The organism is Streptomyces sp. ISL-10 (assembly GCF_018614575.1).
GTDB lineage: Bacteria > Actinomycetota > Actinomycetes > Streptomycetales > Streptomycetaceae > Streptomyces.
Genome location: NZ_JAGGOJ010000011.1, coordinates 203,565 through 227,529, shown reverse-complemented (window position 1 = coordinate 227,529; position 23,965 = coordinate 203,565). Strand labels below are relative to the sequence as shown.

At 72.0% G+C, this 23,965-nt stretch carries 22 protein-coding genes; 10 read left to right on the top strand and 12 right to left on the bottom strand.

What is annotated here, in order from left to right; all coding sequences use genetic code 11:
• Positions 1 to 58: 58 nt before the first annotated feature.
• On the bottom strand, positions 59 to 514 hold the full coding sequence (locus tag J7E88_RS13675) for a nuclear transport factor 2 family protein (protein WP_215180596.1): 456 nt from the start codon (positions 512 to 514) through the stop codon (positions 59 to 61).
• 49 nt (positions 515 to 563) lie between these two features.
• Positions 564 to 1,733, bottom strand: coding sequence for a steroid 3-ketoacyl-CoA thiolase (locus J7E88_RS13670; RefSeq protein WP_215180594.1), 1,170 nt, complete (start codon positions 1,731 to 1,733; stop codon positions 564 to 566).
• A 256-nt stretch (positions 1,734 to 1,989) separates the two neighbouring features.
• On the opposite strand from J7E88_RS13670, the gene J7E88_RS13665 reads away from it, so the two are divergent.
• Positions 1,990 to 3,237 carry a cytochrome P450 gene (locus J7E88_RS13665; RefSeq protein WP_215181496.1) on the top strand — a complete coding sequence of 416 codons (1,248 nt, stop codon included), beginning with the start codon at positions 1,990 to 1,992 and terminating at the stop codon, positions 3,235 to 3,237.
• 79 nt (positions 3,238 to 3,316) lie between these two features.
• Here the strand turns inward: J7E88_RS13665 and J7E88_RS13660 are convergent, their stop codons facing one another.
• From J7E88_RS13660 to J7E88_RS13635, 6 genes are all read right to left on the bottom strand, one after another.
• Positions 3,317 to 4,006, bottom strand: coding sequence for a hypothetical protein (locus J7E88_RS13660; protein ID WP_215180592.1), 690 nt, complete (start codon positions 4,004 to 4,006; stop codon positions 3,317 to 3,319).
• 86 nt (positions 4,007 to 4,092) lie between these two features.
• Positions 4,093 to 6,165 (bottom strand): RICIN domain-containing protein, encoded by a 2,073-nt coding sequence (locus tag J7E88_RS13655; protein ID WP_251022563.1) that lies wholly within the window; start codon positions 6,163 to 6,165, stop codon positions 4,093 to 4,095.
• A 353-nt stretch (positions 6,166 to 6,518) separates the two neighbouring features.
• On the bottom strand, positions 6,519 to 7,169 hold the full coding sequence (locus J7E88_RS13650) for a hypothetical protein (protein ID WP_215180590.1): 651 nt from the start codon (positions 7,167 to 7,169) through the stop codon (positions 6,519 to 6,521).
• A gap of 10 nt (positions 7,170 to 7,179) precedes the next feature.
• Positions 7,180 to 7,566 carry a hypothetical protein gene (locus J7E88_RS13645; protein ID WP_215180588.1) on the bottom strand — a complete coding sequence of 129 codons (387 nt, stop codon included), beginning with the start codon at positions 7,564 to 7,566 and terminating at the stop codon, positions 7,180 to 7,182.
• A complete protein-coding gene (locus J7E88_RS13640; RefSeq protein ID WP_215180586.1) occupies positions 7,566 to 7,814 on the bottom strand; it encodes a DUF397 domain-containing protein in 249 nt (82 codons plus the stop codon). The genes J7E88_RS13645 and J7E88_RS13640 overlap by 1 nt, the downstream gene beginning before the upstream one ends.
• Positions 7,789 to 8,631, bottom strand: a complete 843-nt coding sequence (locus J7E88_RS13635; RefSeq protein ID WP_215180584.1) for a helix-turn-helix transcriptional regulator — start codon at positions 8,629 to 8,631, stop codon at positions 7,789 to 7,791. The genes J7E88_RS13640 and J7E88_RS13635 overlap by 26 nt, the downstream gene beginning before the upstream one ends.
• Positions 8,632 to 8,722: 91 nt before the next feature.
• Between J7E88_RS13635 and J7E88_RS13630 the strand changes: the two genes are divergently transcribed.
• Complete coding sequence (locus tag J7E88_RS13630; protein WP_308307492.1) at positions 8,723 to 9,154, top strand: ATP-binding protein; 432 nt, start codon at positions 8,723 to 8,725, stop codon at positions 9,152 to 9,154.
• 55 nt (positions 9,155 to 9,209) lie between these two features.
• Here the strand turns inward: J7E88_RS13630 and J7E88_RS13625 are convergent, their stop codons facing one another.
• Positions 9,210 to 11,225 carry a bifunctional glycosyltransferase 87/phosphatase PAP2 family protein gene (locus tag J7E88_RS13625; protein ID WP_215180582.1) on the bottom strand — a complete coding sequence of 672 codons (2,016 nt, stop codon included), beginning with the start codon at positions 11,223 to 11,225 and terminating at the stop codon, positions 9,210 to 9,212.
• Positions 11,226 to 11,447: 222 nt separating this feature from the next.
• Here J7E88_RS13625 and J7E88_RS13620 point away from each other — a divergent pair, with 222 nt between their 5' ends.
• The 4 genes from J7E88_RS13620 to J7E88_RS13605 all read left to right on the top strand — a co-directional run bounded on the left by J7E88_RS13620 (position 11,448) and on the right by J7E88_RS13605 (position 14,546).
• On the top strand, positions 11,448 to 12,572 hold the full coding sequence (locus tag J7E88_RS13620) for a DUF2330 domain-containing protein (protein ID WP_215180580.1): 1,125 nt from the start codon (positions 11,448 to 11,450) through the stop codon (positions 12,570 to 12,572).
• A gap of 14 nt (positions 12,573 to 12,586) precedes the next feature.
• The gene (locus J7E88_RS13615) at positions 12,587 to 13,282 is read left to right on the top strand and encodes an O-methyltransferase (protein WP_215180578.1); all 696 of its coding nucleotides are present in this window, start codon (positions 12,587 to 12,589) and stop codon (positions 13,280 to 13,282) included.
• 354 nt (positions 13,283 to 13,636) lie between these two features.
• Positions 13,637 to 13,960 carry an antibiotic biosynthesis monooxygenase gene (locus J7E88_RS13610; protein ID WP_215180576.1) on the top strand — a complete coding sequence of 108 codons (324 nt, stop codon included), beginning with the start codon at positions 13,637 to 13,639 and terminating at the stop codon, positions 13,958 to 13,960.
• A 106-nt stretch (positions 13,961 to 14,066) separates the two neighbouring features.
• Positions 14,067 to 14,546 (top strand): GNAT family N-acetyltransferase, encoded by a 480-nt coding sequence (locus tag J7E88_RS13605; protein ID WP_215180574.1) that lies wholly within the window; start codon positions 14,067 to 14,069, stop codon positions 14,544 to 14,546.
• A 16-nt stretch (positions 14,547 to 14,562) separates the two neighbouring features.
• Here the strand turns inward: J7E88_RS13605 and J7E88_RS13600 are convergent, their stop codons facing one another.
• A complete protein-coding gene (locus J7E88_RS13600) occupies positions 14,563 to 16,635 on the bottom strand; it encodes an MFS transporter (RefSeq protein ID WP_215180572.1) in 2,073 nt (690 codons plus the stop codon).
• A gap of 153 nt (positions 16,636 to 16,788) precedes the next feature.
• Here J7E88_RS13600 and J7E88_RS36790 point away from each other — a divergent pair, with 153 nt between their 5' ends.
• Positions 16,789 to 18,519 carry a peptidoglycan-binding protein gene (locus J7E88_RS36790; protein ID WP_215180570.1) on the top strand — a complete coding sequence of 577 codons (1,731 nt, stop codon included), beginning with the start codon at positions 16,789 to 16,791 and terminating at the stop codon, positions 18,517 to 18,519.
• A gap of 137 nt (positions 18,520 to 18,656) precedes the next feature.
• Positions 18,657 to 19,352 carry an HAD-IA family hydrolase gene (locus J7E88_RS13590; RefSeq protein WP_215180568.1) on the top strand — a complete coding sequence of 232 codons (696 nt, stop codon included), beginning with the start codon at positions 18,657 to 18,659 and terminating at the stop codon, positions 19,350 to 19,352.
• A 134-nt stretch (positions 19,353 to 19,486) separates the two neighbouring features.
• On the opposite strand, the gene J7E88_RS13585 is transcribed toward J7E88_RS13590, so the two are convergent.
• Entirely contained in the window at positions 19,487 to 20,071 is a 585-nt protein-coding gene (locus tag J7E88_RS13585; protein ID WP_215180566.1) for a TMEM165/GDT1 family protein, read from the bottom strand.
• Between the two features lie 340 nt (positions 20,072 to 20,411).
• A complete protein-coding gene (locus J7E88_RS13580) occupies positions 20,412 to 21,173 on the bottom strand; it encodes an ABC transporter permease (RefSeq protein ID WP_215180564.1) in 762 nt (253 codons plus the stop codon).
• A gap of 194 nt (positions 21,174 to 21,367) precedes the next feature.
• Between J7E88_RS13580 and J7E88_RS13575 the strand changes: the two genes are divergently transcribed.
• Together J7E88_RS13575 and J7E88_RS13570 are read left to right on the top strand one after the other, a co-directional pair.
• On the top strand, positions 21,368 to 22,021 hold the full coding sequence (locus J7E88_RS13575; RefSeq protein ID WP_215180562.1) for an HNH endonuclease family protein: 654 nt from the start codon (positions 21,368 to 21,370) through the stop codon (positions 22,019 to 22,021).
• Between the two features lie 169 nt (positions 22,022 to 22,190).
• Positions 22,191 to 23,870, top strand: coding sequence for an alkaline phosphatase D family protein (locus tag J7E88_RS13570; protein WP_215180560.1), 1,680 nt, complete (start codon positions 22,191 to 22,193; stop codon positions 23,868 to 23,870).
• Positions 23,871 to 23,965: the final 95 nt, after the last annotated feature.

Sequence of the window (23,965 nt, the reverse complement as noted above, 5' to 3'; positions counted from 1 at the left end):
TCCACAGGGTGCCTGCGGGCGCGGACACGCCCTGTCACATGGCCCGGCCCGCAGCCCCTCACCCGCTGAGCACGGGCGGCTCGCCCGTGGTCCACACTGCCCGGACGTCCATGCGGCTGATCCGCCAGCCGCCGGGCGTGCGCCGCAGTTCCGCGTCGTGGACACCGCCCACGGTGAACAGGGGACTCGCCCCTTCACCGCGCTCCCGCAGGGTCGAGTCGTGGTGGATGTGCACCATCAGCGCGTTCCACGAGGCGGTCGCCGCATCCCCGTCGCCTCCGACGTCGACCACGACGTCGGAGGCCATGTGCTGGGTCCGGGCGAACCGGCCGATGGCGACCTCGGTGTGCCGTACGGCGTCGGCGCCTTCGGCGGCACCGACCGGGGTCGTGGTCCGCACGTCGTCCGTGAAGTAGCCGTCGGCCCATCCCTCCGCGAACTCCCGGGCGTCCAGGGCCCGGAAGAGGCGGCTGACGAGCGTGCTGATGTCGTGGTGCTCCCACTGTGTGGTCATGTCGGCAAGCCTGCTGCCTCAACCTCGCTTGAGGTCAAGGCGCGCGGGCTCACAGCCGCTGGATGATCGTCCCGGTCGCCTGCGCGCCGCCCGCACACATCGTGATCAGGGCGAACTCCTTGTCCTGGCGTTCCAGTTCGTGCAGGGCGGTGCTGATCAGCCGTGCGCCCGTCGCGCCGACGGGGTGGCCGAGCGCGATGCCCCCGCCGTTGACGTTCACCTTCTCCAGGTCCTGGTCGAAGACCCGGGTCCAGCTCAGCACAACGGCCGCGAACGCCTCGTTGACCTCGACGAGGTCGATGTCCCTGAGCGACATGCCCGCCTTGCCGAGCACCGCCCGTGTGGCGTCGATCGGGCCGTCGAGGTGGAAGTGCGGGTCGGCCCCGACGAGGGCCTGCGCGACGATCCGCGCGCGGGGCCTCAGTTTCAGGGCCCGCGCCATCCGCTTCGACGCCCACAGGACGGCCGCGGCGCCATCGGAGATCTGCGAGGAGTTCCCGGCTGTGTGCACGGCGTTCGGCATGACCGGTTTCAGCCCGGCCAGTGCCTCCATGGACGTGTCGCGCAGCCCTTCGTCGCGGTCGACGAGCCGCCACATGCCCTGGCCGGCGGCCTGCTCCTCCTCGGTCGTGGGCACCTGCACGGCGAACGTCTCGCGTTTGAACCGCTCCTCGCTCCAGGCGTTCGCCGCCCGTTCCTGGGACACCAGCCCGAGCGCGTCCACGTGCTCACGGGTCAGCCCGCGGCGCCGGGCGATCCGCTCGGCGGCGTGGAACTGGTTGGGCAGGTCGACGTTCCACTCGTCGGGGAAGGGCTTGCCGGGGCCGTGCTTGGACCCACTGCCGAGCGGCACGCGGGACATGGCCTCCACGCCGCAGCCGATGCCGATGTCGATGACGCCGGACGCGATCATGTTGGCGACCATGTGGCTCGCCTGCTGCGAGGAGCCGCACTGGCAGTCGACGGTCGTCGCGGCCGTCTCGTACGGCAGGCCCATGGCCAGCCAGGCGGTGCGCGCGGGGTTCATGGACTGTTCCCCGGCGTGGGTGACCGTGCCGCCGACGATCTGCTCGACGCAGTCGGCGGGGATGCCGGTGCGGCCGAGGAGTTCGCGGTAGGTCTCGCCGAGCAGATAGGCCGGGTGAAGGTTGGCGAGGAGTCCTCCCCGCTTGCCGATGGGAGTGCGTACGGCTTCGACGATGACGGGTTCCGCGGCCATGAGCTCGTCCTCTCCTCGCGCGGCCTCCGGGCGTCCCGGCGCCCTCCGGGCCGAACTCACGAACTGATACGCGTTCTAGTTCCCTCTGAAGTCTTATGAGTATTACCGCCGGTACGCAAGGGCCCTGCACGTCCCCACTGGGCACTTTCCGGGCAACTGCTACCTCCAGGACCCTTGCCACTTGTAGAACTCGTTACTACCTTTCGGACACCTCCTGATGGCTCGTCAGACCGTCCACCCGAACGCGGAGCTGCCGATGTCCTGCCCCCATCTGCCCGACGGGTTCGACTTCACCGACCCCGACCTCCTCCAGGCCCGTGTCCCCCACCCGGAGTTCGCCGAGCTGCGGCGCACCGCGCCGGTCTGGTGGTGCACCCAGCCGGCCGGCGTCTCCGGCTTCGACGACGAGGGGTACTGGGTCGTCACCCGGCACGCGGACGTCAAGCACGTCTCCACGCACCCCGAGCTGTTCTCGTCGAACACCAACACAGCGGTCATCCGCTTCAACGAGTCGATCAGCCGTGACCAGATCGAGGTCCAGAAGCTGATCATGCTGAACATGGACCCGCCCGAGCACACGCGCGTCCGCCAGATCGTCCAGCGCGGCTTCACCCCCCGCGCGGTGCGCTCACTGGGGGACGCGCTGCGCCGCCGGGCCCGCTCGATCGTCGAGTCCGCGCTCGCCGCCGCCGACGACGACGGCAGCTTCGACTTCGTGACGAACATCGCCGTCGAGCTGCCGCTCCAGGCCATCGCCGAACTCATCGGCGCCCCACAGGCCGACCGCGCCAAGATCTTCGACTGGTCCAACAAGATGGCCGCGTACGACGACCCCGAGTACGCGATCACGGAGGAGGTCGGCACCGAGGCGGCCATGGAGATCGTCTCGTACGCGATGAACCTGGCGGCGGCGCGCAAGGAGTGCCCGGCGAAGGACATCGTCAGCCGACTGGTCGCCGCCGAGGGTGAAGGGAACCTGTCCTCCGACGAGTTCGGCTTCTTCGTGATCCTGCTCGCGGTGGCCGGGAACGAGACGACGCGCAACGCGATCAGCCACGGCATGCACGCGTTCCTGACCCACCCGGACCAGTGGGAGCTGTACAAGCGCGAGCGCCCCTCGACGGCCGCCGAGGAGATCGTGCGCTGGGCGACCCCGGTGGTCTCCTTCCAGCGCACGGCGACCCAGGACGTCGACCTGGGCGGCGCCCGCATCAAGAAGGGCGACCGGGTCGGCCTGTTCTACTCCTCCGCCAACAACGACCCCGAGGTCTTCGACACCCCGGACCGCTTCGACATCACCCGCGACCCCAATCCGCACCTGGGCTTCGGCGGCGGGGGCCCGCACTTCTGCCTCGGCAAGTCGCTGGCGGTGATGGAGATCGACCTGATCTTCCACGCCATAGCCGACGTCCTCCCGCACCTGCGTCTGACCGGCGACCCGCGCCGGCTGCGCTCGGCATGGCTGAACGGGATCAAGGAGCTGCGGGTCAGCGTGGGCGGCTGAGCCGCACACGCCGTACCCGGACATGGGAGACGGGGGCATCCCCCGCGCCCCGCCCTCGTCCCCCGCCGGGGCCCACAGGTCAGCGGGCGCCCCGCGCCCCGGCGCGGCGGATGCGCCAGACGACGCCGGCACCGGCCGCACATGCCAACAGGGCTCCCCCTGCCACCAGGAGGGTGCCGGTTCCCCCTGTACCGGAACGGGCGGCTGCGCCAGGGGAGGCAGCCGCGGTGGTCCGCCCCCTGCCGTCGCGTCCCGCGGACTCGGCGGGCGTGCCGGACTCGGGCTGTGCCGTACCTTCTCCGGCCGTGGGCCGCACCGTGCCGGGTCCGGCCGTGGGGCGTACCGTGCCCGGTCCGGCCGTGGGCGAGGCAGGGGTCCCGGGAGAGACCGTGATCTCCTCCTCGTCCCGGCCGAGCCCCGGATGGCCCGCCTCCACAGTGACCTTCCAGCGCCCGGGGGGCAGCGCCTCCGCGGTGGAGTAACCGATCGCCGAGGCGGGGTCGCGGACGAGCTTCCAGGGGCCGAGGGACCTGCTCCCGTCGGCGCTGACCGCGTTCACCGTGGCGGCGACCCGCTCGTCCACCGGGTCGTCGTCGTTCTCCCAGGTGACGGTCGTCCGCACGCGACCGAAGTCGTGTCCGGTGATCTCCACCTTCAGGGTGTCACCGTGGGCCAGGGCGCCGGTGGCGGTGGTCAGGGACAGGGCCGCGCCCGCCAACGCGGTGGCGACGGCCGGGACGAGGGCTCGGCGCATGACGATGTCCTCCATGGATGAGATGTGGGGAGTGGAATGGGGACGGCCGGCGGGCCACAGGCCCGCCGGCCGTCATCGGAACTGATGCGGGGTCCTCAGGCTCAGGCGGCCTTCTGGACCGTCCACACCTGGGCCGGCGCGCCCGCCGCGTGCTGCAGCTCGATCAGCCACGACCCGTAGTACGGGCGGTTGCTGACGCCGAGGACGTAGCGGCTGTCACCGGCCGTCACCGTCACACCGTTGCCGCTCTGGGCGATCCTCCACCGCTGGGCAGCGGTGTCGGCGCACGGCTGCTGCGCCACATACATGCCGGCGGAGGGGGTGCCGCCGACCTGGAGGCACTTGCCGGATACGGCGGAACGGATACGGGAGTAGCCGTTGCCCGCGCTGTCGAAGTACCACTGCTGCTGGGCGTATCCGTTGCGCTGCGAGCCGACGAGGACGGTGCCGTCGCCGCTCCTGCCGCCCCAGATCTCGGCGGCGTTCCCGGTCGCGCCGTTGGTCAGCAGATGGCGGGTGTTGGGCGTGGGGGTCGTCCCACCGCCGTCACCACCGCCCGAGGTGCGGAACGAGGCCGCCTTGCCCCGACCGCTGTCGCGGCCCGAGGAGTCACGCACCGAGACGGAGACGGTGTAGTTCGTTCCCGGCTTCAGGTTGTAGACACGGGCGCTGGTCCCCTGCACCCAGCCGATGGCCTGGTCGTTCAGGAAGATCTGGTACCAGGCCGCACCGCTGACCGCGCTCCAGCTCGCGACTGCCGAGTCCGGGCCGATCTGTCCGACGGTGACGGCGGGCCCGGTGCCGGAGCCGTTCGTCGGGGTGGGCTTGGGCGTCGGGGTCGTCGGCGTCGGACTGGGGTTCGGGTTGGGGCCGCTGGTGTTGCCCTTGATCAGGAACTGGTTGTCCGCCATGTTCCAGTGCGTGGCGAGATAGCTGCCCTGCCTGGGGTTGGTGTGGAAGTAGTCGTCGTGGTTGCAGTCCAGACGGTTCTCGTACTCCTGGCCCTGGCAGACGTAACGCATCTTCGGGTAGTACGGGGTGTCCGAGTAACACATGACGTCGTACTCGTCCGTGCAGTGCGCACCGCGGCTGGTGTTGGGTGCGCTGTTGTTCACCGCGCCGAGGTTGTGGCCCAGTTCGTGCGCCGCGGTGTGTCCGCCCCAGCAACCGGTGTCGGTACGGCCGTACGACGGGCCGAAGTTGCTGAGGTTGTTCTGACCGGGACGCTCGTCCCCGGCGAAGCTGCCGATGCCGCAATAGACCTGCGTGTCCGCGAAGATCATGTACTTGCGGTCACGGCGGTCGAGGCCCTTGGCCGCGAGCGCCCGGTTCGTGGCGCTGAACTCGGACAGCGCGGAGGCCGGGAGCTCGATGTTGAGCACGGTCGGCGTGCAGTCGGCGGCCGTCACATAGCGGATGTTCCGCACACCGCCGGTGTCCTTGGCGCTTTCCGAGTAGATGAGGTCCGCGTCGGCGGCCCACTTGCGGAACGACGGGAAGTACTGCGCGTACCGGTCTCGTCCGGGGGCGTGCACGTACACCACCTGGACACGGTTGCCGCTGTTGCCGTCGCCGTCGCAGCGCACGGTCTGCCCGGCGGGCCCGTTCGCCGCGGGGGTCTGCGAGTCGGAACTCCCGGCAGCGGGAGGGCTGCTCGCCTCACTGGCCGGGGTCGCGCCGTCGAGTGCGGGTGCGGCGGTGCGCGGAAGCTCTCCCCCGGAAGGCTTCGTGCTCTCCGTCTTGGTCGGATCCTCCGCGGGTGCGGCGGCCTTCACCGCGGGCGGGGTGTCCTTCTTGATGTCGACGCCCTTCGGAGGGGCGTCAGGGCCATGAGTGCAGTGACCGCCGGTTGTGCGGTACACACCCGCGCACGGATCCCCCTCGTGCGCGGGCTTCAGCCCTTCGTAGACCATGCCCCGCTTGGGCTCGCTCTTGGGCACTTCCTTGAGCGGCTCGGGGTCCTTGTCGCGAGCCGGCTCCTTGGCCGGCTCCGGGGTCGCTGCGAGCGCCTCCCCCTGGGCGAGCGACAGCGGTCGGGTTGCGTCCGACCCCGGCTGTGTCGCCTGGTAGGCCACTCCGGCCATGACCGCCATGACGGCGACCGCGGCCGTGCCGAGTATGAGTCGACGGGACTTGCGACGCGCAGGCTTCTTGAGTCTTCTGCGTCTGGACAAACTGCACCTCTTCCTTGGTCAGGGGATGGGTGCGCGAAAGCTTGCCAGACCAAAAGAGCGGAAAATTCAGACAATTGGGATCGACTTTTCCGAAGTCGTTCTGTTATCAACGCTCTTGAATTGATGATCAGTCAACTTGCCTCGCACGCAAGGGAGTTACGCGCGTTGAGCCACTGTGGTCTAGTCCCATTTAAGGATGTCGTAATCTGATCGAAATATGGGTCGACCCTTTTTGAATTTCTGTCAACTCGGTTTCTCACGCGGCGAATTGATGCGATCACAAACAGTGCGGCCCCCTTCCCGTCGAGGGAAGGAGGCCGCCGTCCTCGCGATTACGCGGAATAACCGATCCGCTACTGCTCCGGAACTATCTGCGTGAGTGTCCACGTCCCGTGCGCCCGCACCTGGTAGAAACCCGGCCCGGGCCAACGCAACTCGACGTCCCCGTCGCCATTGCCCTCGGCGAGCTTCACCCACTCCTTCAGGTCCCAGTCCAGCGCCTGCAGCAGGAACGCGCCCCGCCCCCGGTGCCGCAGCACCCCCGGCCCCGGCTCCCCGAGGTAGCGCACGACGTCGAAGCCCCGTCCCTCCGTGTACGCGTCGAACCCGGGCACCAGGTCGACCAGCTCCGTACGGGCCTCCCAGGCCACCTGGGCCCGGTCCCGGAACGTCAGCTGGAAGCGGACCACTTGGTGGTCCCCGGCCCGCGCGAGTGGCACGCGGGCCTCGACGGGCCGCTCGCCACCGGTGAGCGTGTAGCCCCTCTCCCGCTTGCCGGGAGCGTGGCGCGGCAGGGTCACATGGGCGGGCTCGGCCGTGCGGAAGACCAGCACAGCCGGCTTTCGTACGACCGGCAGTCTCACCGTGTGGCGGCCGCCGCCCCCGCCTTTGCCACTCACATGCCGCTCGGCGACCCGGGGTTCCTGGTCCCTGCGCGCGGGGGCGACCCGCTCCCTGCGCGGGGCGATCGGCGCTCGGCGAGCCGTACGGCGTCGGCGGCGCACACCGCGATCGTCAGCACCGCGCCGTCGTCGGGCGCCCAGCGGACCTCGGCCGTGGACGGCCCGTGACGGCGGTCGAAGAAGCACAGCGGCAGCCTCGGGGGCAGCGGCCGGCCGGCCAGGCTCGCGTCCAGACACGCGAGCGCGTGGCGCCCCCGTCCAGCGCCCGCAGCGCATCGAGCGCGTCCTCCCGGTCCCGGTCGCCGACGAACGCCCGCTTGGCCTCGTCGTACGCGTCGAGCGCGCGCTCGAGATCGGCGCGCATCTCATCGGTGGCGTCGGGCTGTCCGGGTGCGAAGGGGTGCTCATCGAGGGCGACTCCGAACGCGGTGATCTCCGCCTCGATCTCGGCGAGTTCACGCTCCCGGCGGCGTCGCCCGCGCCCGAAGAGCTCCCGCATCACCGCAAGGAGTCGACGAACGCGGCGAACGCGACGGGGGTGAGGTGAAGGGCCGGGCGCGTGATGTCCTTGGAGTCGCGCACGACGACGGCGTGGGTGAGCGGCGCGCATTCGACGCACTCGCCGCCCTTGTCGTCGCTGTAGCTGGACTTGCGCCAGGCGGCGCCGCCGAGGGGCGCGCACTCGACGCACTCGCCCCCCTTGTCGTCGCTGTAACTCGACTTACGCCACCGCGTCTTGCTTCCCATAGCGTTCCTCCATCACGTGGCGAATCAGTTCAGCCGAGTCCTCGACGGAGAGTGCGGCGGCTTGCAGGCGAGCGTAACGGAGGGACAGCTCCTCGACCTGCTGCGCGTCGATGGAGGAATGACCGGACCGGTAATCCTCCATGTAGGCCATGTCCGGGTCACGGTGGAAGCGGAACACCGTGAACGCCCCGGAGAATCCGGCGTACGCACCTGCGTCGAACTGCAGGATCTGGACGTTGGCCCGTGAGCCCTCCCGGTAGGTCAACAGATGGGCCAGTTGAGCATGCATGACCGCCGTGCCTCCGAGCCGCTGGTACAGCACCGCTTCACTCATCACGATCCACAACAGCGGCGGCCTGTCTCGGTCCAGGATTCGCTGGCGCGCCACCCTCGCCGCCGCCTTCTCCTCGACGCCGGCAGTGGTCATGACGCCCAGGACGGCGTGCGCGTAGGCCTCCGTCTGCAGGAGCCCATGCACGAGCTGCGGCTGAAAGGCATAAATCTGCCGTGCAGTGGCTTCGATCTCTGCGTATCCCTGGAACCACACCGGCAGCTGGTACCGCAGTACCAGCGGCAGCAGCCGGATGAGCGCGCCCCCCGCCCCGAGCGCGGCATCCACCCGTTCGGTGAACTCACGCGTCGGGAGCTTCCGGGCCGTCTCCACCTGGCCCACCAGCGAGCCCGTGTAGTTGACGATTCCGCCGAGCTGTTTCTGCGTCAGGCCCGCCGTCTCGCGGTAGCGGCGCAGCTCGTAGCCGTAGTAGTCGAGCGGCGAGGCGCTCGGATCGAGTGCGTTGATGTGTCGGACGTCGGGCATGGCGGGACCCCCTTGCTCAACTGCCGCAACCGAAAAGCACGTTGCGTACGTTCGGTAGCCCAGCGTAGTCGTCGCAGGCCACGCTCGTGGCGTGAACGAAGACATTCCCCAGTACGGTATGCGCCTCACCGCAGGCGCCCACTCCGCGCGGCACGTCCGGCGGATCGTCCGCTGTTACCTGACGCTGTGGAAACTGCGCGAGCTCGCAGACTCCGTCGAACTCGCGGTCACCGAGCTGCTGGCCAATGTGGTGCGGCATGTGCCGGGGCGGCACTGCGCGTTGCTGATCATGCGGCATCCCGGCGGCGTACGCGTCGAGGTGTCGGACGGCGTCGACCGGCTGCCCGTCCTGCGGCACGCAGGTGAGGACGACGAGGGCGGCCGCGGGCTGGCGCTGCTCGACGCCGTCGTCGACAAGTGGGGCGTGGACAGCCGGAGGCAGGGCGGCAAGACGGTCTGGTTCGAGGTCGCCCCGGCCGTCGCTCAAGTGGCGGAACCGGCCGAGGTGTCGGACGATGGCTGAACGCGACGATCCACACCCCGGTGGGTGCGGCACACCTGTCCCGCACCCACCGGGATCACGCACGTGTGGTGGCGACTTCCTTGGTCTCGGCCGCCCGTGCGGGGGGCACCGCATGCGCCGGGATCTGGAGCTCGCGGCGTCCGGCGAGGACATAGGTGAGGCCGAAGCCCGCGCCGACGACGGCCGCGCCGCCCACCGCGTCCAGCACCCAGTGGTTGGCGGTGGCGACGATGGCGCACACCGTGAACAGCGGATGCAGGAGCGCGAGGAGCTTCATCCACAGCCTGGGCGCGAGCACCAGCACGACCAGGCCGCACCACAGCGACCAGCCGAAGTGCAGCGACGGCATGGCCGCGTACTGGTTGGTGACGGCCGTCATCGCACCGTAGTCGGGATGGGCCAGATCCTGCGGTCCGTGCACGGTGTCGATGAAGCCCATGCCCGGCATCAGGCGCGGCGGCGCGAGCGGGTACATCCAGAATCCCAGCAGGGCGAGCACGGTCGCGAAGGCCAGCGAGGAACGGGCCCAGCGGTAGTCGGACGGGCGGCGGACGTACAGGACCGCGAGGATGCCCAGCGGGACCACGAAGTGGAAGGACGTGTAGTAGAAGTCGAAGAAGGCTTCGGCCCAGTCCGTCCGTACGACCGCCTGGTTGACCCGGTGTTCGATGTCTATGCCGAGGGCGCTCTCGACGGAGTGGATCTGCCGGGCGTGCGACTCCGCCGCGTCCACGCTGCCGGTCGCGGCGGCGCGGATGTGCGAGTACACCGAGTAGCCGGCCCGTGTCACCAACAGTTCGAGAAGGAGGTTCGGTCGGCTCAGGACCCGCCGCCAGAAGGGCAGCAGCGGCACGTGGCGCAGGCGCGCGGGGACCGGCCGGGCGTATCGGGTGGGCACGGGGCGGCGGAAGTACGGCGATTCGAGCGACAGGAACGGCACCGCGCAGGCCGCCGCGACCGCGGCGATGAGCAGCGCGTTGTCGCGGATCGGGTGCAGCACCGTCATGTTGGGCAGGAGCATCGTGCCGGGGAGCGTCATCACCAGAACGACGAGAACCGGCCACAGCAGGCGGTCGCCGGCGCGGTTGCCGACCCGGCCGACGACGGCGAGGAGCACCCACAGCAGTTGGTGCTGCCAGGCGGTCGGGGAGACGGCGACGGCGACGCAGCCGGTCAGCGCGACGGCCAGGAGGAGCTGGCCGTCACGGGCGTGGCGAACGGCACGGCGCAGGCCTAGTAACGCGACGGCGGCGGCGAGCAACAGATAGAGGGCGATCTCCAGCGGGCCCTCGAGACCGAAGCGGAGCAGTGCGCCGTGCAAGGACTGGTTGGCCATGCTGTCCGGGCGGCCGCCGAGCCCCGCGCCGGCGACGTGGTGCACCCAGTACGTCCACGAGTCGCCGGGCAGCGCTGCCCAGGCGAGCACGGAGAGGGCGGCGAAGGCGCCTGTGGCGCTCGCGGCGGCTTGCCGGCGGCCGGTGAACCACAGCAGTGGCGCGAAGAGCAGGACGGTGGGCTGGAGGGCCGCGCCGAAGCCGATGAGCAGGCCGGACGATCTCTCACCGCGCGCGGTGAAGCAGCCGAGGAGGACGAGCAGGACGGGGATGATGCTGGTCTGGCCCAGGTGGAAGCTGTTGCGCACAGGCAGGGACAGCATCAGCAGGCTGATGGCGACGGGGGCGGCGAGCAGGGTGCTGCGGCGCGACACGGGCACGGGCAGGGCGCGGGAGACGACGAGGCCGAGGGCGACGACGAGCAGCAGTGTGCCGAAGGTCCAGGCGATGCCGAGGCTCTGCTCGGCGGAGTGGGCGAACGGTTTGAGCACGAGGCCGGCGAACGGTGTGCCGGTGAACCGGTCGGTGTCGTAGAGCCCGCCCGTCACGTGCAGCACCCCACTGGGGCCGATCCAGGTCTCCAGGTCGGTGAGCCGATCGCCGGGCGGCTGCCGCAGCACCGCCGCCGTCTGCCGTACGGCGAGGACGGCGGCGACGAGCCACAGCGCCGCCCTGGCCGCGCCGACCCTCGAACCCGTCGCCGTGCTGCCGGGCACGCTGCCTTCCGCGTTCGCCACGTCGCGCCGCGCCTCCCCACCGTTGTGTCGTCCCGGTCCTGCTCTGTGCTCCTGCTCCACTGGGCGTCGCTACGGCGACGCACTGCCCCGTTGGAGAGACTCAGGCAACCCCCTCTTCGCCTGACTGTCACCCCGTTGCTGTCAGATTCTTGCTGTCCGGCCGCACCCAGAAGGCTCTGACCAGCCGGAACCGCCGAGGCACCCGACATCGTCACAGGAGGTATGCGGGGGAACATACAAGAACGCGGGGCACACGCGCGCACGTTCGTCATCCTGTCGGCGCTGCTCATGCTCCAGCTGGGGACACTGATCGCACCGGCGCACGCCTGCGGCTGCGGGGCGATGGTGCCCGATCCGAACGCGCGCATCGCCGTGGGCCGGGAGACCTCGGTCGTCGACTGGGACGGCAGCACCGAGCAGATCGTCATGCGCTTCACGGTCACGTCGGACACGCCGCGGGCGGCGTGGATCATGCCGGTGCCGGGGCGGGCCACCGTGGAGCTCGCCGACGGCGCGCTCTTCGACGAGCTGGTGCGGATCGCCGCGCCCGAGCACCGCGAGCGGCACTACTTCTGGCCCCGGGGCGGTGACTGGCCGTTCGACGACGTGGACGGGGCGGGCGCGCCGCCCCCGGACGCGGCGGCCGGAGGCGGCGTGGGCGTGGTCGGCCGCGAACGGCTCGGGGACTTCGACGTCGCCCGGCTGACGGCAACCGACCCGGCCGCGCTCGGCGACTGGCTGGACGAGAACGGCTTCGAGATGCCGGCCGGCCTCGACGAGGACCTGCGGCCGTACGTCGAGCGGGGCTGGGAGTACGTGGCCGTACGACTCGCGCCGCGCGAGAAGGGCGCGGTGCTGACGGGCACGCTCAACCCCCTGCGGCTGCGGTTCGCGAGCGACGAACTCGTCTATCCGATGCGGCTGTCCAGGCGGGCGGAGACCTCCCAGTCCCTCGGTCTGTTCGTGCTGGCCGAGCACCGCATGGAGCCGCGCTCGGCGATCGGCGGCAGCGAGCCGGAGGTGACATACGCGGGGAAGGTGACTTCCGCCGAAGGTGAGCTGGGCCGCCTCACCGGCGGGAAGGAACGCTTCCTCACCGTGCTCGACCAGGAGTTTCCCGACCCGGCCCGGATCGACGGGGACCACGAGCTGCGGGCGACCGCCGAGGACACACCCTTTCGGCGGGTGGTGTGGGAGGACGAGTTGCTGACGCTCGGCGGCGTACCGGCGTGGGTGCTGACGCTGGGCTCGGCCACGGCGGCCGCCGCGCTGTGGGCGGTACGGGCCCGGCGGCGCAGGCGGATCGTGCCTCCTGCGCCGATCCATGTGCCGCCGCCGGCCGCCTGAAATAGCGTGGCCGTATGACTGAGGACGCTGCTGAGGACCATGCGCAGGACCGGTGGAACGCCGTCGACCACTACATCGACGACCTTCTCGTCCCCGAGGACGACGCGCTGACGTCGGCGCTCTCGGCGAGCGAGGCGGCCGGGCTCCCGGCGATCAGCGTCGCCCCGAACCAGGGCAAGCTGCTGCATCTGCTGGCCCGGATCCAGGGCGCGCGCACTGCGCTGGAGATCGGCACGCTGGGCGGCTACAGCACGATCTGGCTGGCCCGCGCGCTGCCCGCCGACGGTCGGCTGATCTCAATCGAATACGACCCGGCCCACGCGGACGTGGCCCGCGCCAACCTGGCCCGGGCGGGCTGCGAAAAGGTCGCCGAAGTCAGGACGGGCGCGGCCCTGGACCTGCTGCCCCGCCTGGCGGCGGAACCGGGCGCGGGCCCGTTCGACCTGGTCTTCATCGACGCCGACAAGGCCAACAACGCGCGGTACGTGGAATGGGCACTGCGCCTGACGCGCCCGGGGAGCGTGATCGTGGTGGACAACGTGGTCCGCGGCGGCCGGGTCGTGGACGCGTCGGCCGACGACCCGGCGACCAACGGGACGCGCGAGATGTACCGGCTGGTGTCGGAGGAGCCGCGGTTGGACGCGACGGTGGTGCAGACGGTGGGCACGAAGGGCTGGGACGGGCTGCTGGTGGCGCGGGTGGTGAGCTGACGTTCCCGTAACCGGAGGCTCCGCCCCCGGCCCCCGCACCCCGGCGCCCTGCGGGCGCGGGCGTCGTGGCTTCGCGCGCGTCGCCCCGCCCGGGGCGTCGGCGCGTACGCCGGGTGCCGGGCACGGCCCTCGCACCCCGGCGCCCTGCGGGCGGTGGCGTCGGGTCGGCGAGGGCGAGCGCGGCACGGAGGCGCGGGCGGAGCCCCGACAAGCGCGTCACCCACAAGCAGCCCCGTCGACGATCGAGGCACGGGGCTCGGAGTGGAGCCCCGACGAGTGCGTCGCGCACAAGCGCCGCGGGGCCCGGGGCACGCCCGGCACGGCGGCATCGGTGTCGTGCGGCAGGATGGGCGCATGAGCATCGTGAAGATCAACGTCCTCTCCGTCCCCGCCGAGCAGCGCGAGACCCTTGAGAAGCGCTTCGCCTCCCGCGCCGGTGCCGTCGAGTCGTCCGACGGGTTCGAGTGGTTCGAGCTGCTGCGGCCCGTCGAGGGCACCGACCAGTACCTCGTGTACACCCGCTGGCGCGACGAGGAGTCGTTCCAGGCGTGGATGGAGGGCCCCATGAAGGCGGCCCACCAGGGTGGTGGCGAGGGCGGCGAGCGTCCCAGGCCGGCCGCGAGCGGGTCCACCGTGTGGTCCTTCGAGGTGATCCAGCAGGCCGCTCCCAAGGTCTGACACCCGCCGGCCGCGGGCCCGGGCCCGTGAGCGCCGGGGGCGTCGGCGCTGCTCCGGCGCCGTAATTCGCTGGCGGGACGGGCCCGTCCGGGGATACAGAGTCCCTATGACCGAGTGGACCCTCGCCCCCGAGGCCGTCGACACCGACGACGCCTACGCCCTGCGCCGCGCCTACTACGGCGATGTCGCCGGCAGCTACTGGAAGCGCGCGGCGACCGAGGCCGAGATCGACGAGGGGCTGGCCGGGGACGACGCCGAGCGGCTCGTCCCGCCCACGGGCCAGTTCGTCGTCGGCCGGTACGGGGACGAGCCCGCCGCCTGCGGCGGGGTGCTGATGCTGGACGCGGAACGGGCCGAGCTGACCCGCGTGTTCGTACGTCCCGCCTTCCGCGGCCGTAAGGGCGCGGGGCTCCTGATGGACCTGCTGGAGCACGAGGCCCGCGCGCTCGGCGCGCGCCGTATGGTGCTCAACACCCGCCTGGACCTGGTGCAGGCCCGGGCGCTGTACCTCCGGCACGGGTACGCGGAGATCCCGGCGTACTGCTCCGGCCCGTACATGGAGATCTGGTACGGCAAGGACCTGTAGCCCCGCACCCGGCCGCTCAGTGCCGGTGGGGGTACTCCACCGCCGGCCGCTCGTGGTCGCCGCGCGGCTCGCTGTACGGGCGTTCCGCGTCCGATCCGCACAACTCGCCGGTGAGCTCGCGCACCAGCTGGATCAGGTCCGTCGGCCGGTCCGGCCCCCACCAGTCGCCCAGCAGATCCGCCAGTGACTCCTCACGGGCCTGCGACAGCCGGGCCGCCGCCTCCGCCCCCGCGTCGGTGAGCAGCAGGTCCAGCCCCACCCGGCGGGCCAGGCCCCGCCCTTCGACCTCACGGGCCGCCTCGGTGACGGCCCGCAGGGGCACGGGGGTCGTCTCGGCGAGGCGGGCCGGTTCGACCATGCCCTGCCGTTTGATCCGCAGCAGCAGCCAGCTGGACGCGGGCAGCAGGTCGTACCCGGCGCGCGCGGTGATCTTCTCGTAGATGTGCCGGCGGCCCTCGCGGGAACCCAGGACGGACAGGGCACGGGCGCACTCGTCGTGCGAGGAGCGTTCGACCGGGTTGGAGGCGAGGGTCTGGCTCGGGTCGGGCGCGGTGACCGAGCCGCGCAGCGTGTCCTCCTTGAGGAACCAGGCGACGAGGAACGCGAGGACGACGACGGGCGCGGCGTAGAGGAAGACGTCCGTGATGGACGTGGCGTACGCGTGGAGCACGGGAGGGCGCAGCTGCGAGGGGAGTTCGGCGATGGCGCGCGGGTCGGCGGCGAGTTCGGACGCGCCCGCGCCCGGCGGCACCTGCTGTCCGGCGAGCGCGTCGGTGAGCTTGTTCTCCAGCCGGCCCGCGAAGACGGTGCCGAAGACGGCGACGCCGAACGACGCCCCGATGGACCGGAAGAACGTCGCGCCGGACGTGGCGACGCCCAGGTCCTCGTAGGTGACCGCGTTCTGGACGACGAGCACCAGCACCTGCATGACCAGGCCCAGTCCGGCGCCGAAGACGAAGAAGATCGCGCTCATCTGCCAGGTGGAGCTGGACTCCTTGAGCTGATGCAGCAGGACGAGCCCGATGGCCGTGACGGCCGTGCCGGCGAGCGGGAACACCTTCCAACGGCCGGTACGGCTGACGATCTGGCCCGACCCCGTCGAGGTGATCAGCATGCCGAGCACCATCGGCAGCATGTGCACACCGGACATGGTCGGCGACACACCCTGCACGACCTGGAGGAACGTCGGCAGGTACGTCATCGCCCCGAACATCGCGAAGCCGATGACGAAGCTGATGACGGCGACGAGGCTGAACGTCCTGATGCGGAACAGCTTCAGCGGCAGCACCGGCTCGGCGGCGCGCCGCTCCACGGCCACGAACGCCACCAGCAGGACGACGCCGAGCACCGCGAGGCCGACGATCTGCGCCGAGCCCCAGGCCCAGGTGGTGCCGCCGAGGGAGGCGACGAGGACGAGGCAGGTGGCGACGGAGGCGATGAGGAACGTGCCGAGGTAGTCGATGGTGTGCCGGGTCGCGCGGACCGGGATGTGCAGGACGGCGGCGATGACGAGCAGCGCGACGACGCCGATGGGCAGGTTGATGTAGAACACCCAGCGCCAGCTGAGGTGTTCGGTGAAGAATCCGCCCAGCAGCGGCCCGAGGACGCTGGTGGCGCCGAAGACGGCACCGAACAGGCCCTGGTAGCGGCCGCGTTCGCGGGGCGCGACGATGTCGCCGACGATCGCCATGGACAACACCATGAGCCCGCCGCCGCCGAGGCCCTGGAGGGCACGGAAGAGGATGAGCTGGGGCATGTTCTGGGCGATGCCGCACAGGGCGGAGCCGATGAGGAAGATGACGATGGCGGCCTGGAAGAGCTTCTTGCGGCCGTACTGGTCGCCGAGTTTGCCCCACAGGGGGGTCGCGGCGGTGGAGGCCAGCATGTAGGCGGTGACCACCCAGGAGAGATGGTCCATGCCGCCCAATTCGCTGACGATGGTGGGCAGCGCGGTGGCGACGATGGTCTGGTCGAGTGCGGCGAGCAGCATGCCCAGCAGCAGGGCTCCGATGGCGACGAGCACCGTCCGGCGGCTCTGTCCCTCCCCCGGGGCCGGGTGCGCCTGCGCGGTGCTCACTTCCTGGGCCATACGGATCTCCTTTGCGCTCCCCTCCATCGTGGTGGGTGTGTCCGGTTATGGCCTGCCGAGCGGCGGGCGCGGGGTGGCACCTGCTGGACTGCTGTGCGGTGCGGCACCGGTCGTCTGGATAATCGGCGGCATTCCAAGGGGAGGGGACCGGCCATGACCGGAAACAGCTGCACCGAGTGCGGCAGACCGCTGCGCGCGGACGGCGGCGCGGGGCTCGGATGCGACTGCGCGCGGAGGGCGGCTGAGGCGCTGCATGCGGAGCGCCAGGCGCACGTGGCGGCGGAGGACTTCGACCCGCTGCGGATACGTCCGTACGTGACTCTCCCCGAGCCGGACCTCCCGCCCACGGGCCCCCCGCCCCTCACGCTGCCGCCACAGGCGGGAATGACGCCGGAGGCAGGCGGGGTGGGCTTCGGGGCGGCCCCGATGCCCGCGGAGTCGGGCGCCGCTGGGCTGGTGCCCCCCGGTCCCGCGACGGAGCGGCCGGCCGCGGCGGGCCCGGTCCCGGTGGGCTCTCCGGGCCCACTGCCCCAAGAGGCGGGCGCGGGGTCGGTGCCCCAGGAGGCGGGCGCGGCCGGTCACGGGCAGGGCCCGGTTCCGCCAGGGCAGGGCGCGGCCGGTCCGATGACGGACGCCCCCCAAGCCGTCGGGCAGGTGACCGGCAGGCTAGGGCTCGCGAGCGGCGGCGGCCGCATACCGCAGGTGCCGGGCGCGGCCGGTCACGGGCCGAGCGCGGTTCCGCCAGGGCAGGGCGCGGCCGGTCCGGGAGCGGACGACCCCTGGATGGTCGGGCAGGTGGCCGGCGGCGTATCGCAGGGGCCGGTGGGCCCCGGGGTGGACCCCGGGATCGCGGCGCCACCTGCCTCCGGCCCCGCTGCGCCCGCCGCAGAAACGGCGACGCCCGGCCCGGCGGCCCAGGGGCAGGGCGCGACTGATCCAGGACCGGGGGGCTCCGGTGTCCCGGACGGTCCCCGGACCGTCGGGCAGGTGGCCGGCGGGCTGGGGCTCGTGGCCGGGCCGGTCGGCGGGGGCGTACCGCAGGGGACCGTTCCGCAGCCCGGACCCGGTGCGATGCCCGATCTCGCCGAGACCGTCGCACACGGGCGGGGCCCGGTCGGCGGGATCGTACGGCTCCCGGGGGCGAGCGGGAGGGGGCCCGTGCCCAGGGACGTCGCCGCGTTCGCGGAAAGAGAGGACGACGACACCCACGAGCTGGCGCCGCTCAACGGTCACGCCCCCGGCGCCGTGCACCCCGACCGGCGCAGGCCGCGGCGGCGCGGGCCGGTCGCCGTCCTCGTCGGTGCGGCCGTCATCGCCGTGGTGGCGACAGTCGCGTTCGCCGGCGGCCTGTTCTCCGGCGACGACGAACGGGACCGCGTGTCCATGCCCGACCGGGACACCACCGGTCCCAGCCTCAACGTCGGCCCCGACGGGCCCTCCGCTCCACCGTCCGTGACCGGCACGCCGTCCGCTTCCGCCGCCGCTTCGGCGTCCGCCTCCGCGGCGCCCTCCGCGTCGTCCTCCGCGTCGGCACGGCCCTCGGTCTCCGCCGCGGTGGGCACGGAGTCGTCCGGGCCGGCGTCGGCAGCCCCGAGCGCGCCGCCGTCGACCGCCGCGGCCACCGGCAGCGTGGCGGAGGAGCCGCCCGGGCGGTCCTCGACAAGGACGCTGCGGGAGGGCGACAGCGGCCCGGCGGTGACCGAGCTCCAACTGCGACTCGCGGAGATCCGGCTGTACGAGGGCCCCGCGGACGGGAATTACGACGAGACGGTCGAGGACGCGGTGGCGCGGTTCCAGTCGGCCCGTGGCATCAAGGGGGACCCGCTCGGCGTCTACGGGTCCAAGACGCGAAAGGCCCTGGAGTCGGAGACGAGCGAGCCGTGACGGGACCGATGCGGCGGCGGGGTGGCGTTCACCCGCCCTCGTTTTGTATCGTGTAGGAACAAAGTGGTTCCGCCCGTGTTCCCTGACCGGCGGGCGGAACCGCTCTGTCTCCCTCCCCCCGCCCTGGAGCCATGCCGATGCCGGCCACCGCCACGTCCGTCCTGACCGCCCGTGCCCTGCTACTCGACATGGACGGCACCCTCGTCGACTCGGACGCCGTGGTCGAACGCTGCTGGCGCGCCTGGGCCCTCGACCACGGACTGGATCCGGACGAGGTGCTCAAGGTGGTCCACGGCCGCCAGGGCTACGCGACCATGGCCGTGCTCCTCCCCGACCGGCCCATGGAGCAGAACCACGCCGACAACCGCGTCCTCCTCGCCCAGGAGACCGCCGACACCGACGGCGTGGTGCCCGTCGCGGGCGCGCCCGCGTTCCTGGCCGCCGTCGCGCACCACCCCCACGCCCTGGTGACCTCGGCCGACCAGGCCCTCGCCACCGCCCGGATGAACGCGGCCGGCCTGCCGATGCCCGAGGTCCGCGTGACCGCCGAGTGCGTGGGCGCGAGCAAGCCGGATCCGGAAGGCTTCCTCAAGGGCGCGGCCGAACTGGGCCACGACCCGGCCGACTGCGTGGCGTTCGAGGACTCCGAGGCCGGGATCACGTCGGCCCGCGCGGCGGGCATGCGCGTGGTCGGTGTCGGCCCGCGCGCGGCGGCCTTCGCCCCGGACCTGTACGTACCGGACCTCACGCACCTCAGCGTCACGACCCGCACCGACGGAACGATCGAGCTCGGCATCCGCGAGAACCGGCCCGCCGACGCCCACCAGGGCTGACCCCGCCGTCCCCAGCAGCCGACAGGCCCGCACGCCGCCCGCGCTCGACCTGCCCTCCCCCGTCTTCCCGCCGAACGAGCACGCCCGGCAGGTCCTGGGCCGGCTCCAGGACAACCGGCGCAGCGCAGGGCCGGTCAGCCGGCGAGGGCCTCGTACAGGCTGAACCCGGCGAGGGCCAGCATCAGCACGGCGGCGACCCTGGTGATCAGGCGCAGCGGCACGTACCGCATCAGGGTCCGGCCGCCCAGGATGCCGATGGCGGCGACGGCCCACAGGGCCAGTACCGCGCCGAGGCCGACGGAGACGGGGTTGTCGTAGCGGGCCGCGAGGTTGGCGGTCATGATCTGGGTCAGGTCGCCGAACTCGGCGACCAGGATGAGCATGAAACCCGCGCCCGAGACCTTCCAGAAGGACTGGTCGGCCGGGGCCTTGATCTCCTCCCCCGCGCCGTCGTCCTTCTTCATGAGCAGCATCAGCGCGCCCGCGAGGAAGAGGAGGCCGACGACGGCCTGCACCAGCCGGTGCGGCAGCAGGGTCAGCACGCTGCCCGCCGCGATGGCGAGCGCGACATGGACGGCGAAGGCGGCGGCGACACCTGCGAAGACGAAGGAGGCGCGGTAGCGGGCGCCGAGCATCAGACCCGCCAGCGCGGTCTTGTCGGGCAGCTCGGCGAGGAAGACGACGCCGAACGTGATCGCCATGACGGTGAAGCTGATCATGGATGGGAACCTCAATCGGTCGGGCGCCGCCCTGCCGAGAGTCCTGAGCGTTTCAGGGGTCGCTTCGGCACGGCAGCGCCATGAATGCATACATGGACACTGCGGCCGAAGGTCTCGCTGGCGGTCTCCTACGAGTACGAGACCGCCTCCGGGCGCCGGCCGGGCACGAGGCCCGGCAGTATGTCGACGTTCCGGCGAAGAGCTACTCCCCTTCTGCCCTACAGCCTACGCGACCCCCCGGCCGGCCCCGTCAGGGACCTGGGTCCCGCGGTCCACGCCCCCCAGGCCCGACCCCGTCGCCCCCACGCCTCCCCAGGACCCCGGCCGCGCCCCCACGTCCCTAGGATCCCGGCGCCCCGGACTTCGCACCGTCCCGGTGCAGCCGCCCCCGTGCGACGAGCTCCAGCACCACCGCCACCGCGACGGCCTGGACGGCCATCAGGGCGACGAGCACGAACAGTTGCACCGCACCCGCCTCCACCGGTGACGCGCCGCCGAGCAGCATGCCGACGAACGCCCCCGGGAGTGTGACGAGCCCCACGGTCCGGGTCTGGTCGAGGCCGGGCAGCAGGGCGTCGGAGGCGGGCAGGCGCGCCACTTCCATGCGGGCGTCCCGGTCCAGCAGGCCGAGGGCGAGGCCCGCCTCCACCTCGCCGCGGCGCTGGGCCAGTTCGTCCAGCGCGCGGCGGCCGCCGAGGACGGTCGCGGTGAGCGCGCCGCCGATGAGGATGCCGGTCACGGGGACGAGCGTGATGCCCTTCACCGGGACGAGTCCGGTCAGCAGCAGGGCCATGACCACGGGGAGGACGCCGGCGGCGATGGGGAGTGCGGCCCACCACCAGGTGGCGTTGGCGGTGATGCGCCGCCCGGCGGTGCGCACGGCGACCGCGTACATCAGCAGCAGGAAGGCCAGGAGCAGCGGTACGGCTTCGACGACCCAGCCGATGGCGAGCGAGACGACGGCGAGTTGGGCCGCGGCGCGCACGCCGGCGACGGCGATGGCGCGGGACCGGCCCAGGTGGGCGACGGCGGCGACGGTCGCCGCGACGGCGAGCAGGACGGCCAGTACGGCCCCGAGCGTGAGGTTGACCGGCAGCAGCACGCGGCAACCCTAGCCCCAAGCACGGAGGGTGTCGGTGCGTCAGAACACTTGATGTGACGTGCCCATGTCGTCACTCTGTTACCTGGCGCCCACCCCCAAGAAACCTGGCGCCGCCAGCATGGCCACGCCTGGGCCCCCTCCCGCACCGAAGGGCGCAGGGGTGGCCACGTTCCCCCCACTCAGAAGGAGTTCGTATGTCTGGTGTCTACGCGCGTCATGCCCGCCGCATAGCCGTGCTCGCCGCAGCCTCCGCCGTCGCGGCCACCGGCCTGCTGGCCACCGCTCCCGCCGCGCAGGCCGCCCCGCCCACTCCCGTCAGCGCGTCCACCGCCCGCAGCTACCTCAGCCAGCTGACCGTCTCCCCCGAGGGATCGTCCACGGGCTACAGCCGTGACCTGTTCCCGCACTGGATCACCCAGTCGGGCGCGTGCAACACACGCGAGGTCGTCCTCAAGCGCGACGGTTCCAACGTGGTCCAGGACTCCAGCTGCGCGGCCGTCAGCGGCAGTTGGCACTCCCCGTACGACGGCGCCACCTGGTACGCGGCCTCCGACGTGGACATCGACCACATCGTCCCGCTGGCCGAGGCGTGGCGATCCGGCGCCAACAGCTGGACCACCTCCAAGCGTCAGCAGTTCGCCAACGACCTCACGCGCCCGCAGCTGATCGCGGTCACCGACAACGTCAACCAGGCCAAGGGCGATCAGGACCCGGCCGAGTGGCTGCCCTCGGTCACTTCCTACCGCTGCATGTACGCCCGCATGTGGGTGCACACGAAGTACTACTGGAACCTGAAGGTGGACTCCGCCGAGAAGAGCGCGCTGCAGTCGATCCTGAACGGCTGCTGACGGCCGCCACCACGAGGAATCCGGCCGCATGAACCGGGCCGCAGGGAACCGGGCCGGAAAGAAGCGGATCGTAGGCAGCCGGCCGTGAGGAACCAGGCCGTCCCTCCCGTCGTTCCGTACCGTACGGAGGCTCGTTCCGTACCGTGCGGGGCGACCGGAAGGGGCACACATGGCCGGGCTGCGCCTGGGACCGCTGCTGCGGTACGTGGACTGGGACACGGGCACCGGCGCGACCGTCTGGGCCGAGGCGGACCGCCCGTGCACGGTCGAGGTGCGCTGCGAAAGCGGCGCCCACGGCTCCTCGCGCACCTTCCGTATCGCGGACCATCACTATGCGCTGGTCCAGGTGACCGGTCTCACGCCGGGCACGGCCACGGCCTACGAGGTGCTGCTCGACGGCGAGCGGGTGTGGCCGCTGCCCGACTCGCCCTTCCCGCCCAGCACGATCCGTACGCCCGAGGTGCCCGCGGCGGCCGTCACCGTCGCCTTCGGCTCGTGCCGCTGGGCCGCGCCGCCCGCCGGCGGGCACGACCCGGTGGGTCCCGACGCCCTGGACACCCTCGCGGCCGCTCTCGCCGCCGACCCCGGCCTTCCGCGCCCGGACGTGCTGCTCCTGCTCGGCGACCAGGTGTACGCGGACGAGACGTCGGACCCGACACGGCGGTGGATCGCGGACCGGCGGGCCGCGTCGGGCGCGGGCCGCACGGCGCCCGCGGACCAGGTCGCGGACTTCGAGGAGTACACCCGGCTGTACGACGAGTCCTGGCTCGATCCCCTGCTGCGCTGGCTGCTGTCGACCGTGCCGAGCTGCATGATCTTCGACGACCACGACCTCGTCGACGACTGGAACACCAGCGCGGCCTGGCTCGCGGACATGCGGACGAAGCCCTGGTGGCAGGAGCGGGTTACCGGCGGGCTCATGTCGTACTGGGTGTACCAGCACCTGGGCAACCTCTCCCCCGCCGAACTGGACGCGGACGAGCTGTACGGGCGGGTGCGGGCGGCCGGGGACGGGACCGAGGCGCTGCGGGAGTTCGCGCTGCGGGCCGCTGCCGATCCGGCCACGGTCCGCTGGAGCTACCGCCGTGACTTCGGCCGCACCCGGCTGCTGATGGTGGACACGCGGGCCGGCCGGGTGCTGGCGGAGCACGAGCGGGCGATGCTCGACCCGCAGGAGGCGGCGTGGCTGCGCGACCAGGCACTCGCCGACCGCGGCTCGCTGGACCATCTGCTCGTGGGCAGCTCGCTGCCGTGGCTGCTGCCGCCGCTGATCCACGACGCGGAGGAGTGGAACGCGGCGCTGTGCCGGGGCGAGCGCGGCGCGCGCTGGGCGCGTTTCGCGGAGCGGGTGCGCAGGGGCGCGGATCTGGAGCACTGGGCGGCGTTCCCGGCCTCGTTCGAGAAGCTGACGCGCATGATCGCGGAGGCGGGCGCCGGTGAGGACGCCCCGGCGAGCGTGTGCGTGCTCTCCGGGGACGTGCATCACGCCTATGTGGCGGAGCCGGTGTGGCCGGCGGCCGGGCGGCCGGTGGCGCGGGTGCTCCAGCTGACGTGCTCACCGCTGCACAACTCGGTGCCCGCGGCGCTGCGGGTCGGATTCCGTTTCGGCTGGAGCCGGTTCGCGAGGCGACTGGGCCGTGCGCTGGCGCGGCACGGCCGCACGGGCGCGCCGACCGTGGACTGGAAGCGTACGGGCGGGCCGTGGTTCGGAAACCAGCTGATGACGCTGACGCTGCGGGGCCGCTCCGCCGCGCTGCGCCTGCAGCGGGTGAAGGGCGGGGAAAAGGCGCACGGTGGAGCGGCGCGGCTGACGACCGTGCTGGAGCGGAGCCTGACGGACGGTCCGTGACCGGGCGTCGGGTTCCGGCCGCATATGGGGACAACGCCGACCCGGCCCGGCGGCGTGCGGCGTCGCAACGGCATGATGAGGCGGACGGTCCGCTT